The 14,183-nt window shown below is 62.4% G+C and carries 14 protein-coding genes and 1 tRNA gene; 10 read left to right on the top strand and 5 right to left on the bottom strand.

Going from position 1 to position 14,183, the window contains the following annotated elements:
- Positions 1–124 precede the first annotated feature (124 nt).
- Entirely contained in the window at positions 125–463 is a 339-nt protein-coding gene (locus tag B9Z34_RS07750) for a metalloregulator ArsR/SmtB family transcription factor (RefSeq protein ID WP_108427546.1), read from the bottom strand.
- A gap of 129 nt (positions 464–592) precedes the next feature.
- On the opposite strand from B9Z34_RS07750, the gene B9Z34_RS07755 reads away from it, so the two are divergent.
- The 10 genes from B9Z34_RS07755 (at position 593) to B9Z34_RS07800 (ending at position 11,991) form a co-directional block, all read left to right on the top strand.
- Positions 593–1,663 carry an efflux RND transporter periplasmic adaptor subunit gene (locus B9Z34_RS07755; RefSeq protein ID WP_108427547.1) on the top strand — a complete coding sequence of 357 codons (1,071 nt, stop codon included), beginning with the start codon at positions 593–595 and terminating at the stop codon, positions 1,661–1,663.
- A 30-nt stretch (positions 1,664–1,693) separates the two neighbouring features.
- The gene (locus B9Z34_RS07760) at positions 1,694–4,906 is read left to right on the top strand and encodes an efflux RND transporter permease subunit (protein ID WP_108427635.1); all 3,213 of its coding nucleotides are present in this window, start codon (positions 1,694–1,696) and stop codon (positions 4,904–4,906) included.
- 27 nt (positions 4,907–4,933) lie between these two features.
- The gene (locus tag B9Z34_RS07765) at positions 4,934–5,143 is read left to right on the top strand and encodes a DUF2892 domain-containing protein (RefSeq protein ID WP_108427548.1); all 210 of its coding nucleotides are present in this window, start codon (positions 4,934–4,936) and stop codon (positions 5,141–5,143) included.
- A gap of 28 nt (positions 5,144–5,171) precedes the next feature.
- Entirely contained in the window at positions 5,172–6,542 is a 1,371-nt protein-coding gene (locus B9Z34_RS07770) for a TolC family outer membrane protein (RefSeq protein WP_108427549.1), read from the top strand.
- A gap of 32 nt (positions 6,543–6,574) precedes the next feature.
- The gene (locus B9Z34_RS07775) at positions 6,575–6,928 is read left to right on the top strand and encodes a carboxymuconolactone decarboxylase family protein (protein ID WP_108427550.1); all 354 of its coding nucleotides are present in this window, start codon (positions 6,575–6,577) and stop codon (positions 6,926–6,928) included.
- A gap of 170 nt (positions 6,929–7,098) precedes the next feature.
- Positions 7,099–8,091, top strand: coding sequence for a sulfate ABC transporter substrate-binding protein (locus B9Z34_RS07780; RefSeq protein WP_108427551.1), 993 nt, complete (start codon positions 7,099–7,101; stop codon positions 8,089–8,091).
- A gap of 9 nt (positions 8,092–8,100) precedes the next feature.
- Positions 8,101–8,964, top strand: a complete 864-nt coding sequence (gene cysT / locus B9Z34_RS07785) for a sulfate ABC transporter permease subunit CysT (RefSeq protein WP_108427552.1) — start codon at positions 8,101–8,103, stop codon at positions 8,962–8,964.
- Positions 8,961–9,848, top strand: a complete 888-nt coding sequence (gene cysW / locus B9Z34_RS07790) for a sulfate ABC transporter permease subunit CysW (protein WP_108427553.1) — start codon at positions 8,961–8,963, stop codon at positions 9,846–9,848. Before cysT ends, cysW begins: the two co-directional genes overlap by 4 nt.
- Positions 9,849–9,874: 26 nt before the next feature.
- Complete coding sequence (locus B9Z34_RS07795; protein ID WP_108427554.1) at positions 9,875–10,969, top strand: sulfate/molybdate ABC transporter ATP-binding protein; 1,095 nt, start codon at positions 9,875–9,877, stop codon at positions 10,967–10,969.
- Between the two features lie 86 nt (positions 10,970–11,055).
- Complete coding sequence (locus B9Z34_RS07800) at positions 11,056–11,991, top strand: cyanophycinase (protein ID WP_108427636.1); 936 nt, start codon at positions 11,056–11,058, stop codon at positions 11,989–11,991.
- 25 nt (positions 11,992–12,016) lie between these two features.
- On the opposite strand, the gene B9Z34_RS07805 is transcribed toward B9Z34_RS07800, so the two are convergent.
- From B9Z34_RS07805 to B9Z34_RS07820, 4 genes are all read right to left on the bottom strand, one after another.
- Positions 12,017–12,091, bottom strand: a tRNA-Arg gene (locus B9Z34_RS07805).
- A gap of 49 nt (positions 12,092–12,140) precedes the next feature.
- Entirely contained in the window at positions 12,141–13,325 is a 1,185-nt protein-coding gene (locus tag B9Z34_RS07810) for a VWA domain-containing protein (protein WP_108427555.1), read from the bottom strand.
- Complete coding sequence (locus tag B9Z34_RS07815) at positions 13,319–13,948, bottom strand: GNAT family N-acetyltransferase (protein WP_108427556.1); 630 nt, start codon at positions 13,946–13,948, stop codon at positions 13,319–13,321. The genes B9Z34_RS07810 and B9Z34_RS07815 overlap by 7 nt, the downstream gene beginning before the upstream one ends.
- Positions 13,945–14,181: a hypothetical protein gene (locus B9Z34_RS07820; RefSeq protein WP_108427557.1), complete on the bottom strand. Its 237-nt coding sequence runs from the start codon at positions 14,179–14,181 to the stop codon at positions 13,945–13,947. Before B9Z34_RS07820 ends, B9Z34_RS07815 begins: the two co-directional genes overlap by 4 nt.
- Between the last annotated feature and the right edge of the window lie 2 nt (positions 14,182–14,183).

The following is a 14,183-nucleotide window of genomic DNA, read 5'->3' on the forward strand; positions in this document are numbered from 1 at the left end:
TTTTTTCAGGGGCTTCGGCATCAGCGGTGACCGCTCACCCCAGCGGCATACCGGAAAGCCCACCACAGCCGCCAGGTGAGGCGCCGCACCGACGCCGCAGCGCGGGGCACTTAGCCTTTCAGGGTCAGGACAGCGATGTGAACGCAGCACGCCGTCCGGCCGACTTTTCCATTTGGCGGGCGATGTTGCCGCAGACCAGGTCGCACAGCGCAAAGATCGAAGGATCGGCGATGCGGTAGTAGGCGCTGGTGCCGCGGCTTTCGCGCTCGACCAGGCCTTGTTGGGTCATCAAGGCCAGGTGGCGTGAAACGTTGGCGGCGGTGAAGCCACACATCTGGGCCAGCTCGCCCACATTGCGCTCACCCGAGCGCAGGATGTTGAGGATTTGCAAGCGCGTGGGCTCGGCCAGCACCTGGAAGTAGGCCGCAACTTCCACCAACGCGCCTTCTGGCAACTGTTCCATGGGGGTGCACTCCTGAGGTTGGGGGGATTGTTTCATGGGTGGATGGACCGTGTTGTATTTTTTATTGTATCATTGCAAAATCAAGCAATCAGTTAAATAAGCAAATAACAATCGATAAAGGACCAACCCATGCAACGCTCCTCCCTGCTGACCTTGGCCATGGGTGTATCCCTTGTCACATCCTTCTGGGGGCAAAGCACGGCCATGGCCGCCGATGCGGCGTCCTTGAAGGTGATCGCGGTGCAAAGCAGCGCCGCGGGTCAGGCCGACAGCAGCCTGGATGCCGTGGTCGAGGCGGTCCGCCAGACCACCTTGTCCACCCAGGTGGCCGGTGCGGTGGTGGCCTTGCGCGTCAAGGCGGGCGATCAGGTCAAGGCCGGGCAGGAGTTGCTGCGCATCGATGCGCGTGCCGCCCAGCAAGGCGTGGTGGGGTCCACGGCCCAGGTTGAGGCGGCGCAGGCCCAACTGGCTGTGGCCAGCCAGGAACTGGCACGTCAAAAACAGCTGCTGCAAAAGCAGTACATCAGCCAGGCCGCTTTTGAGCGTGCACAAGCCCAGTGGGACGCGGCCAAGGCCCAGGTGAAAGCCTTGCAGGCCCAGACCCAGGCCGCACAAACGCAGTCGGGCTTTTTCATCGTCAACGCGCCCTATGCCGGTGTGGTGAGCGATGTGCAAGTTACTTTGGGTGACATGGCCATGCCGGGCCGAGCCTTGATCACCCTGCACGATCCGTCGGCTTTGCGCGTCACGGCGGCGGTGCCTCAGGCTATGCTGGCGTCGGTGGGTGCCCAGCCCAAGGCGGTCCGTTATGAACTGCCTGGTGTGGCGGGCCACAGCACGCCGCAAGTGCCGCAGCAGGTGCAGGTGCTGCCCTCAGTGGACCCGGTCACGCACACCGGTCAGGTCCGTCTGGGTTTGCCCGCTGGCATCGAGGGGCTGGCCCCGGGCATGTTTGCGCGGGTTTGGTTGCCAGGTGCTGTCAATGGCAAATCTCTGGCGCCGCGCCTGTATTTGCCCGCCAGCGCCATCGTGCGCCGGGCGGAGATGACGGGGGTCTACGTGATCAATGCCCAGGGACAGCCCAGCCTGCGCCAGGTGCGACTGGGCCAGACCTCGGGTGATCGGGTGGAGGTGCTCAGCGGCCTGCGTGCAGACGACAAAGTGGCTGCCGAGCCGCAGCTGGCGGCCGCGGTGCGCTGAAAGGGCCTGGACATGAACGGGCCCCACAACATGAACACCTCATTGAGCATTTCCGGCCGCATCGCAGCCCTGTTCCAGAGCGCGCAGATCACGCCGCTCTTGGCCCTGGTGGCTTTGCTGCTGGGCATTTTTGCGGTGATGGTCACACCGCGTGAAGAGGAACCCCAGATCAACGTGACCATGGCCAATGTGCTGGTGCCTTTCCCGGGTGCGGCCGTGCGCGATGTGGAACAGATGGTGGCGGTGCCGGCCGAGCAGGTGCTCTCGCGCATCGTGGGCGTGGAGCACGTCATGTCGGTGTCGCGTCCGGGTGTGGCGGTGCTCACAGTGCAGTTCAAGGTGGGCGTGCCGCGCTCCGAAGCCCTGGTGCGTTTGCACGACACGATCCGCGACAACGCCGACTGGCTGCCCAAGGGCCTGGGTGTGATGGAGCCCTTGATCAAACCCAAAGGCGTGGATGATGTGCCCATCGTCACGCTGACCTTGTTCAGCAAGAGCGCCGACACCGGTGCCTACAGCCTGGAGCGCGTGGCGCACAGCATGGAGGTCGACCTCAAGCGCGTCAAAGGCACGCAGGACGTGCAGACCCTCGGCGGCCCCGAGCGTGCCGTGCTGGTGCAGATCGAGCCCGAGCGCATGGCCGGTTTTGGCATCACGGTGAGCGATCTGCGCATGGCCTTGCAGTCGGCCAACTCGGGGCTGCCCGTGGGCGAGCTGATCGCGGGCAACAAGAGCGTGAGCATCGAGGCGGGGCCTTTCCTGTCGCAAGTAAGCGATGTGGCCGATCTGGTGGTGGGTGTGCAGGGTGGCCGCCCCGTGTTCCTGAAAGACGTGGCCAAAGTGGAAGAAGGTCCCTTGCCCGCCACACGCTATGTGACGCATGGACTGGGTCAGGCTGCGGGTGGCGGCGAATACCCCGCTGTGACTTTGGCCATCACCAAAAAACCGGGTGAAAACGCCATCGACGTGGCCAATGCGGTGATGGACCGTGTGGCTTCGTTGCGCGGCACGGTGATCCCGGCGGATGTGGAGGTGGCCGAGACGCGCAACTACGGCGCCACGGCCAATGACAAGGCGCAAAAGCTGATCCAGAAGCTGCTGTTTGCTACCGCCTCGGTGGTGGCGCTGGTGTTCATTGCGCTGGGCAAGCGCGAGGCGGCGATCGTGGGCACGGCCGTCATCCTGACGCTCACGGTGACGCTGTTCGCCTCGTGGGCCTGGGGCTTCACGCTCAACCGCGTGTCGCTGTTTGCGCTGATTTTTTCCATCGGTATTCTGGTGGATGATGCCATCGTGGTGGTGGAAAACATCCACCGCCACCAGCAGCTGTACCCGGGTAAGACATTGGCCGAGATCATCCCCGGTGCCGTGGATGAAGTGGGCGGTCCCACGATTTTGGCCACGCTCACCGTGATCGCCGCGCTCTTGCCCATGGCCTTTGTGAGCGGTTTGATGGGCCCGTACATGAGCCCGATCCCGATCAATGCCAGCATGGGCATGCTGCTGTCCTTGGTCATTGCCTTTGTCGTTACGCCCTGGCTGGCGCGCATCTGGATGAAGGCCTCGCACGCAGGGGATGCCCACGCCGCGCCGACGGGCCTAGCAGCGAAGCTGGGGCCGCTGTTTGAGCGCGTGTTCGCGCCCTTGCTGCACAACGAGCAAGGCGGGCGCAACCGAAAGCTGCTGGGCCTGGGCATTGCCGCGCTGATTGCGATTTCGCTGGTGCTGCCGGCCACGGGTCTGGTGCTGCTCAAGATGCTGCCCTTCGACAACAAGTCGGAGTTTCAGGTGGTGGTGGACATGCCTGTGGGTACGCCGGTGGAAGAAACCGCCGCCGTCATGCGCGAGCTGGGTGCCTACTTGGCGCAGCAGCCCGAGGTCACCGATTACCAGGCTTACGCGGGCACCTCGTCGCCGATCAACTTCAATGGTCTGGTGCGCCAGTACTACCTGCGCTCAGGCGGCGAGGTGGGCGACATGCAGGTCAAGCTGGTGGACAAGAGTCAGCGCAAGGACCAGAGCCACGCGATCGCCACGCGCCTGCGCCCGGCCTTGCAGGCCATCGGCCAGCGCCTGGGCGCTAACGTGAAAGTGGTCGAAATGCCCCCCGGCCCGCCCGTGCTGGCCCCCATCGTGGCCGAAATCTACGGCCCTGACGCCGAAGGCCGTCGCACGGTGGCCAAGGCGGTGCGCACCATCTTCGAAAAGACCGACAACGTGGTGGATGTGGACGATAGCAGCATTGCCGCCGCTCCCCGCCAACTGCTGCTGGTTGACCGCCGCAAGGCCGCGGCTCTGGGCATCCCACAGCAAGCCATCGTGACCACCTTGCGTGCGGGCCTGGCCGGAGAGGCTGCGACCTACCTGCATGACGGCAGCAAATACCCCGCTGCGGCCTTGATCCAGTTGCCCGCCGAGCGGCATGGCGACTTGTCGGCCTTGCTGCAGCTGACGGTGCGCGGCGCATCGGGCAAGCTGGTGCCGATCCGCGAGCTGGTCACCGTGACCGACAGCGAGCGCGAGCAACCCGTGATCCACAAAGACCTGCTGCCTGTGAACTTTGTCACTGCCGACATGGCCGGAAAACTGGACAGTCCGCTGTACGGCATGTTCCAGATGCGCAGCGCCATTCAAAAAATTCAGACGCCCGATGGCCAGGCGCTGACCGAGTACTTCATCAATCAGCCGTCCGACGCCTGGCGCGGCTACGCCCTCAAGTGGGACGGCGAGTGGCAGATCACCTACGAGACTTTCCGCGACATGGGCGCGGCCTATGCGGTGGGCCTGGTGCTGATCTATCTGCTGGTGGTGGCGCAGTTTGGCTCTTACCTCACGCCGCTGATCATCATGGCGCCGATTCCGCTGACCATCATCGGTGTCATGCCCGGGCACGCGCTGCTGCAGTCGCAATACACCGCCACCAGCATGATCGGCATGATCGCGCTGGCCGGCATCATCGTGCGCAACTCCATCTTGCTGGTGGACTTCATCCACCTGCAGGTCAAAGAGGGCGTGCCTTTCAAGCAGGCCATCGTACAGTCGGCCATCACCCGTGCCCAGCCCATCATGCTCACGGGCGGTGCGGCCATGCTGGGCGCTTTCTTCATCCTGGACGACCCGATCTTCAACGGTCTGGCCATCTCGCTGATCTTCGGCATCTTTGTCTCGACCGTCCTCACGCTGGTCGTGATCCCCACGCTCTACTACGCGGCCTACCGCCGTCAGTACGAGAGCACCCCTTGAGTTTCGTCAACCCTTAGGAGAACTTCCATGAAATCCTGGCAAATCGTCCGCCTCGTCGCAGGCACCTTCATCCTCTTGTCGCTGGCCTTGGGCATCGAAGGCAGCCCCATCTTTGTGAGCCCTTGGTGGCTGGCATTCACCGCCTTTGTGGGGTCCAACCTGTTGCAAAGCGCGCTGACGAAGTGGTGCCTGATGGAATCCATTCTGCGTAAATTCGGCGTACAACCTGGCTGCTGATCTGCCTTCAGCCCAAGCGGAGAATCACATGAACCCACGCACGCTGCTGGCGGGGGCTGTGCTGGCGCTGGGCGCCACAGCCACCCCGGCCACCGACCTGTTGCAAGTCTGGCAGGCTGCTCGCCAGCATGACCCGCAAGGCGCGGTCAGTGAAGCGGGTCGTGCGGCCGGCGCGACACGGCGCGAACAAGCGGCTGCTTTGTGGCGGCCCAACCTGGGTTTGAGCGCCAGCGCGGGCTGGGCCAACGGACAGAGCCAGATGAATGGGGCGCAGTTTTCTGCGCTCAATTCAGGCCTGTCTGACCAAGCCAATTTCAGCACCTCGATCAACGGCGGAACCGCCACCCGCTGGGCCCTGAATGCCAGACAGCCGCTGTACAACCCGGAGCGCCGAGCCCAAGCGGCCCAGCTGCAAGTGGCCGCACAGGCCAGCGAGCATGAGTGGCAGCTGAACCAACAGGACTGGATGCTGCAGATCACACAGCGTTACATGGATGTGGTGCAGGCCGAACGCCGACTCGCGCTGGTGCTGCAACAACAGCAGGCGGTGAACCAGGCCCTGACCGAGGCGAAAGACCGCTTTGCCTTGGGTGATGCGCCGATCACCGACACCCACGAAGCTCAGGCGCGTGCGCAGGCTTTGGCGGCCGAGGCCATTGCCGCCCGCAATGCGCTGGACATGGCGCGGCAGGTGCTGGCCGATGTGACCGGTTGGGCTGCCGAGAACTTGCAATTGCAAGCCCCGGTTCGCGTGGTCACGGGGCAGGTCATCGAGCCCTTGGCCACCTGGCTGCAGCGTGCCGAGCACCATAGCCCGGTGCTCAAGCTGCAACAAGCCCAGGCTCAATCGGCGCAGCAGGACATCGACAAATACCGCGCATCGGCCTCGCCCACGCTGGACCTGGTGGCACAAGCCTCGCGTGAGCGGCTCGGTGGTTCGGGCGACTTCGGCGCAGCCAGCAACACGCAAAGTCAGCAGATGGTGGGTTTGATGCTGAATCTGCCGCTCTACACCGGTGGCTGGCGCAGCGCCAAGCTGCAAGAGGCCGTGCACCTGCACGACAAAGCCCGTGCCGAGCTCGAGCGCAGTCGCCAGCAGGTGGCCCAGATGACCCGAGCCGCTTGGCAAGCGGTGCAAAGCGGTCAGGCGCGTCTGGCCGCGCTCGATGCAGCCCGCACGGCCAGCCAGGCGCGGCTGGACGCGACCCGGCTGGGCCGTCAGGTGGGTGACCGCACCACGCTGGATCTGCTCAACGCACAAACCGACGCCAGCGCCGCCGAGCTGGCCTGGCTGCAAGGGCAGATCGACACCTTGATGGCGCAGCTGCGTCTGCATGCCATGGCCGGGCAACTCGATGTGCCGCAGCTGCAGGCGGTCAACGCGGCCTTGCAGCCCTGAAAATGGGCGCTGTCATTTGGAGAGCAACACACATGAGCACCTTTGATCACCCCGCATTGATCCAGAACATCAGCCAGGCCATGGGTGGCTTGCGCAAGGCGCAGCCCGAGGCGATGCAGGGCTTTGGCCAGCTGGCCAAGTCGGCCATGGCCGAAGGCGCCATCAGCGAAAAACACAAGGAACTGATGGCCCTGGCGATCGGCATCACCCAGCATTGCTCAGGCTGCATCGGCTTCCATGTCAAGGCTTTGCGCCGTCTGGGCTGCACACGCCAGGAGCTGGAAGAAATGCTGGCGGTGTGCGTCTACATGGGCGGTGGCCCTGCGCTGATGTACGCGTCCGAGGCCTGGGCGGCCTGGGATGCATTTGCGCCTGCGCAGGCCTGAGCCTGAGCTACAGGTGTTTGCCTTTATCTGTTTGCAGATATAAGCAAACAACAAATGATTCGTTTGAGAAAGCAGTGGCTGCGCCCACAATCGCAGCCATGACTGGATACGTGCCGATCGTTGCGATGGGCGCGTTCAACAGCCCCTCTGTTTCCCAAATCGAATCCCCCATGAAAAAACACACCCTCATCGCCTTGGCCGCCACGCTGGCTTTGTCCGGTCTGTCGGCCAGCGCCCAGACCTTGCTCAACGCTTCCTACGACGTGGCCCGCGAGTTCTACAAGGACTACAACGCCGCTTTTGTGGCGCATTACAAAAAGACCACCGGCAAGGACGTGAAGATCGACCAGGCCCACGGTGGCTCCAGCGCCCAGGCGCGTGCCGTCAACGACGGCCTGGACGCCGATGTGGTGACCATGAACACCACCACCGATGTGGACTTTCTGGCCAGCACCGGTGTGGTGGCCAAGGACTGGACCAAGCGCTTTCCCCACAGCGCGTCGCCCACCACCTCCACCATGCTGTTCCTCACACGCAACGGCAACCCCAAAGGCATCAAGGACTGGGACGATCTGGTCAAGCCCGGCATCAAGGTGATCGTGGTCAACCCCAAAACCGGTGGCAATGGCCGCATGGCTTATCTGGCCGCCTGGGGCTATGTGAAGAAGAAGGGCGGCTCGGACGCCGAGGCGGCTGACTTTGTGAGCAAGCTTTACAAAAACGTGCCGGTGCTGGCCAAGGGCGGGCGCGATGCGACCACCATCTTCCTGCAGCGCAACATCGGTGATGTGCTGGTGACGTTCGAGTCCGAAGTCGTGTCGGTGGACCGCGAGTTTGGCGAAGGCAAAGTGGATGCGATCCACCCGTCCATCAGCATCGTGGCCGAGAACCCGGTCGCCGTGGTCGAGCGCACCGTGGCCAAGAAGGGCACAGGCACCCTGGCCAAGGAGTACCTGGACTACCTGTATTCCGAAGAAGCGCAGGAGATCGCGGCCAAGCACGCACTGCGCCCGCGTTCGCCAACCGTGCTCAAAAAATACAGCAAGACCTTCAAGCCTTTGCAGTTGTTCACCGTGAACGAAGTGTTTGGCTCGCTGGCCGATGCCCAGAAGGTGCACTTCAACGACGGCGGTCAGTTCGACAAGATCTACACCGTCAAATAAGTTTCCCCCATGAGTGCTTTGTCCATCGCGGCACCCGCCCCACGGCGGGCGCCAGCCAAGGTGTTGCCCGGGTTCAACCTGACCCTGGGCTTCACCCTCTTTTACCTCTGCCTGATCGTGCTGATCCCTTTGTCGGCGCTGGTGTTCAAAACCTTCACCTTGACCTGGGACCAGTTCTGGGCGGCTGTCACAGGCCCCCGGGTCATGGCGTCTTACCGGCTGACCTTTGGGGCGTCATTGATTGCGGCCTTGGTCAATGTGGTGTTTGGTTTGCTGGTGGCCTGGGTGCTGGTGCGCTATGACTTTTTTGGCAAAAAGGTGGTCGATGCGCTGGTCGATTTGCCCTTTGCCTTGCCCACGGCGGTGGCGGGCATTTCGCTCACCGCGCTGCTGGCGGGCAATGGCTGGATCGGCCAATACCTGGAGCCGCTGGGTGTTGAGCTCGCCTTCAACCCCAATGGCGTGGTGATCGCACTGATCTTCATCGGCTTGCCCTTTGTGGTGCGCACGGTGCAGCCGGTGCTGGAAGACACCGAAAAAGAACTCGAAGAAGCCGCGACCTGCTTGGGCGCAACCCGCTGGCAGACTTTCTCGCGGGTGATTTTTCCGTCGATTGCGCCTGCATTGCTCACGGGTTTTGCCATGGCGTTTGCCCGCGCCATCGGCGAATACGGCTCGGTCATTTTCATCGCGGGCAACATGCCCATGGTGTCCGAGATCACGCCGCTCATCATCATCGGCAAGCTCGAGCAATACGACTATGCCGGTGCCACCGCCGTGGCCTTGGTCATGCTGATCTTTTCGTTTGTCTTGCTGCTGGTGATCAACGCCTTGCAGACCTGGCAGCGCCGCCGTTCGGGAGTGTCCTCATGAGCCAGACCCTTACTTCCAACAAGGTGCAGGCGGGCACCACCGAGGCCCGCTGGATCCGTTACAGCCTGATCGGCACCGCGCTGGTTTTCATGTTCCTCTTCCTGGTCTTGCCTTTGGCGGCGGTGTTCACCGAAGCCTTGCGCAAAGGGCTGGACGCCTACCTGGAAGCGCTCAAGGAGCCAGACGCCTGGTCAGCGATTCGCTTGACGCTGATCACCGCCGCGGTGGCGGTGCCGCTCAATCTGGTGTTTGGCGTGGCCGCAGCCTGGGCGATTGCCAAGTACGAGTTCAAGGGCAAATCGCTTTTGACCACGCTGGTCGATTTGCCGTTTTCGGTGTCGCCCGTGGTGGCGGGTTTGATTTACGTGCTGATGTTCGGCGCACAGGGCTGGTTTGGCCCCTGGCTGCTGGCCCACGACATCAAGATCGTGTTTGCGGTCCCAGGCATCATTTTGGCAACGGTGTTTGTCACATTCCCGTTCATCGCCCGTGAGCTGATCCCGCTCATGCAAGCACAGGGCAGCGATGAAGAGCAGGCGGCCATTGTGCTGGGCGCTACCGGCTGGCAGACCTTCTGGCGTGTCACTTTGCCCAACATCAAATGGGGGCTGCTGTATGGCGTGATCTTGTGCAACGCCCGCGCCATGGGCGAGTTCGGCGCGGTGTCGGTGGTGTCCGGTCACATCCGGGGCCAGACCAACACCATGCCGCTGCATGTGGAAATTTTGTACAACGAATACCAGTCGGTAGCGGCGTTTGCTGTGGCCTCGCTGCTGGCCTTGCTGGCGCTGGTGACTTTGGCCATCAAGTCGGTCATCGAATGGCGCCACGCGCAAGAGCTCAAGGCCGCTGCCGACACGCCGCCCGAGCGGCCCATCGCCTGAAACCTCCATCGACAACGGTTGAAAACATGAGCATCGAAATCCGTAACGTCCACAAGCAGTTCGGCGACTTCACCGCACTGAACAACGTCAGCCTCGACATCGAATCGGGCGAACTCGTCGCGCTGCTCGGTCCCTCGGGTTGCGGCAAAACCACGCTGCTGCGCATCATCGCGGGCCTGGAGACCGCTGACCAGGGCACCATCGCCTTCAGCGGCGAAGACACCACCCATGTGCATGTGCGTGAACGCCAAGTGGGTTTTGTGTTCCAGCACTACGCCTTGTTCCGCCACATGACGGTGTTTGAAAACGTGGCCTTTGGCCTGCGCGTCAAGCCCCGCAAAGAGCGCCCCAGCGAGTCCGAAATCCAGCGCAAAGTCCACGAACTGCTGGGCCTGGTGCAGCTCGACTGGCTGGCCGACCGCTACCCCTCGCAGCTGTCGGGCGGACAACGCCAACGCATTGCGCTGGCCCGCGCATTGGCGGTCGAGCCCAAGGTGTTGTTGCTCGACGAGCCTTTTGGCGCCCTGGATGCCAAGGTGCGCAAGGAGCTGCGCCGCTGGCTGCGCCGACTGCACGACGAGCTCAACGTCACCAGCATCTTCGTGACGCACGACCAGGAAGAAGCGCTGGAAGTCGCTGACCGCGTGGTGCTGATGAACAAGGGCAACATCGAGCAGATCGGCTCGCCGCAAGACGTGTGGGACCAACCGGCCAGCCCCTTTGTGTATGGCTTTTTGGGCGATGTGAACCTGTTCCATGGCCGCGCCCACGAAGGCGAGATGCTGATCGGTGCCGACCAGCACGCCATCCGTCTGGAAAGCCCGGAGCATGGCCAGGTGCAGGACGCCAAGGCTTTTGCCTATGTGCGACCGCACGATCTGGATGTGACCCGCTATGCCCCGGGCAGCGCCCACACCGGCATTGTGGCCAAGCTCACACGCGCCATCGTCGTGGGTCCGGTGGCTCGGCTGGAACTAGAGCCTGTGGAAGCGGGCATGTTTGGCCGAGATGCCGTGATCGAGGCGCAGTTGTCGGCCTCGCAGTACCGCCAGCAGGACTTCAAGGAAGGCGAAACCCTGGTGTTGACACCCCGCAAAGCGCGGGTGTTTGTGGAAGGTTGATCGGGCGACTGGGCCCCTTGGCTGAAAAAACTGCGAGCATGCGCTGGCGCACAAGGCGAATCCGCGCCATGGGTTAGAGTGCGCCCATGAACCGAAGAGATGTTTTAGGCGGTGTGACGGCTTTGGGGGCGGCTGCACTGGCGGGACGGCCCGCATGGGCCCAAACCCCCAAAATTTCACGTCTGGTGATCGTGGGCGGGGCCGAAGACCGGCTGCAGGACCGCCTCATCTTGCGCAAATTCACCGACTATTGCGGTGGCAGCCAGGCCCGCATCCGTGTCATCACCGCGGCCAGCGGTGACCCCGAGGGCGTTTGGCAAAGCTACCAAAATGCATTCAGGTCCATCGGGGTGGAAGACGTGCAACGGCTGGCCATCGATGACCGGGACAGTGCCCACGCTGCCTCACTGCAAACCGAGATCTTGCAAGCCGACGGCATTTTCATGAGCGGCGGCGACCAGTCCAAACTCATGGACACTTTGTGGGACACCCCGGCCTACCAGTCACTGCACCAGTCTTTTCACCTTCACCGTTGCTGCATCGGTGGCACCAGTGCAGGTGCAGCGGTCATGTCGCGCCATATGATCGCTCAAGGGCCTGCGGTTTTACGGCCCAGCAAGGAGGCGGTGGACACCGACATCGGTCTGGGTTTGTTGTCGCAAGCCGTGGTGGACCAACATTTCTCCGAGCGCAGACGGCTGGCACGTCTGTTGTCCACTTTGGCCATGCGCCCGGATTTGCTGGGCGTGGGCATCGACGAAGACACTGCTTTGGTGATCGAGCGGGGCGAAGCGATGGAGGTCATCGGCAAAGGCACGGTGACCTTGGTGGACCCCTCGCAGATGCAGTCGAATGTGAACGAGCTGGAGACTCTGGAGCAGATTGAAATGCTGGGGGTTCAGTTGCATGTGTTGCCGGCCGGTCACCGCTACAGCCTGAAAACCCTGGCCAAGACCACACGCTCGGTCCCCTTGCGTCGCGTTATTCAGCGCCTGGTGGCGGTGGGGCCTATTCGGGGTTGACTGCGCACACGCGGGGCAATTGGTGTGGTGCCCCCGACAGGAATCGAACCTGTATCACTCCCTTAGGAGGGGAGAGTTCTATCCATTGAACTACGGTGGCCAACGATTGATTTTACAAGGCGTAGCGCGGATACCTTTGCGTCGCCGATTTACTTGCTCAACAAACGCATCGCATCTTCCAGTCCCTTGAGGGTCAGTGGGAACATGCGGTTGCTCATGAGTTGTTGAATGATCGAGATGCTCTGGCGGTATTGCCATACGCCTTGCGGCTCGGGGTTGATCCAGGCGAATTTGGGGAAGGTGTGCGTGAGGCGCTGCAGCCATTCGGCCCCGGCTTCTTCGTTGTTGTATTCGACGCTGCCGCCTTTTTGCAGGATTTCATAGGGGCTCATGGTCGCGTCCCCGATGAAGATCAGCTTGTAGTCCTTGTTGTATTTGCGCAGGATGTCCCAGGTCGGGAACTTCTCGGCGTAGCGGCGCTTGTTGTTCTTCCACATGAAGTCATAGACGCAGTTGTGGAAGTAATAAAAGTCCAGGTGCTTGAACTCGGCCTTCACAGCCGAGAACATTTCTTCCACCCGCGCAATGTGCTCGTCCATGGTGCCGCCCACGTCCATGAGCAGCAGCACTTTCACATTGTTGTGGCGCTCAGGGCGCATCAGGATGTCCAGGTACCCCGCATTGGCCGCCGTCTTGCGGATGGTGCCGTCCAGGTCCAGCTCTTCTTGCGAACCTTCTCGCGCAAAACGGCGCAGTCGGCGCAGCGCCACCTTGATGTTTCGCGTGCCCAACTCCTGCTGGTCGTCGTAGTCCTTGTAGGCACGCTGATCCCAGACCTTGACGGCGCTCTTGTTGCCGCCCTTGCCGCCAATGCGGATGCCCTGCGGGTTGTAGCCACCGTTGCCAAACGGTGAGGTGCCGCCAGTGCCAATCCATTTGTTGCCACCTTCATGGCGCTCTCTCTGTTCTTCGAGGCGCTTCTTGAGCGTCTCCATCAGCTCGTCCCAGCCCATCTTTTCGATGGCGGCTTTTTGCTCGGGCGTGAGTTCCTTTTGCAGGATTTTTTCCAGCCACTCCAGCGGGACTTCCTTGGTGAAGTCGGTCAGCATCTCCACGCCCTTGAAGTAAGCGCCAAAGGCCTTGTCGAACTTGTCGAAGTGCTTTTCGTCCTTGACCATCACCGTGCGCGCCAGGTGGTAGAAGTCGTCGATGCTGCAGGCGTCTGACGCAGGGCCCACCACATTGGCTTGCAGCGCTTCGAGCAGCGTGAGGTATTCGCGTACGGAGACCGGCAGTTTGGCGGCACGCAGGGTGTAGAAGAAGTCGATCAGCATGCGCGGGACTCCTGGGGTCTGGCGCGGCTCAACTGGAAGTCGAGGTGGGCGCGCACATTGGGCCATTCGGTGGCAATGATGCTGTACACGCAGGTGTCTCTAAGGTTGCCTGCGGCCATCGGATGCGGGTTGATCTGGTGGCTGCGCAGCACGCCGTCGAGTTTGGCACCCAGGCGCTCGATGGCGCGGCGGCTGGTCTGGTTGAAAAAATGCGTGCGGAACTCGACTGCGATGCAGTGGAGCTGTTCAAAGGCATGGGCCAACAGCAAGCGCTTGGCTTCGGTATTGAGCGGGGTGCGCTGCACGCTCTGGCGGTACCAGGTCGAGCCGATTTCAACCCGTCGGTTGGCCGCGTCGATGTTCATGTAAGTGGTCATGCCCACGGCGCGGGCCGATGCGGGGTCGATCACGGCAAAGGGGCACATGCTGCCTGCCGCCTGCAAATTCAGACGACGCTCGATTTCAGCCGCCATGCCTTCGGGTGATGGAATGGCGGTGTACCAAAGTTGCCAAAGCTCGCCATCGCGCACGGCGTCAAGCAGGTCGTCGTGGTGTGCCATCGACAGTGGCTCCAGGCGCACGTGCTGGCCTAAAAGCGTGGTGGGCGCGATCCAACGGCTCATGTGGGCTCGTCTGTGTCTTTGGCTTTTTGTCGGGCACGCCAGTAGCGGGCCAGGTGCAGGCCTGCGCCACCACCCAGACCCACCAGCAAGATGCCGCCCATGCTGGCGCTGTCATAACCCGCGCTGAAGATGTTCCAGCCGAGTAATTGGCCTGCCCAATAACCCGCCAAAGAGCCGCCCACGAAACCGACCGCGTCGGAGATGCCTTCCACAAAGGGGTTGGGTGAGGACATGG

Source organism: Limnohabitans sp. Hippo3 (assembly GCF_003063665.1).
In the GTDB taxonomy this organism is placed as follows: domain Bacteria; phylum Pseudomonadota; class Gammaproteobacteria; order Burkholderiales; family Burkholderiaceae_C; genus Limnohabitans_A.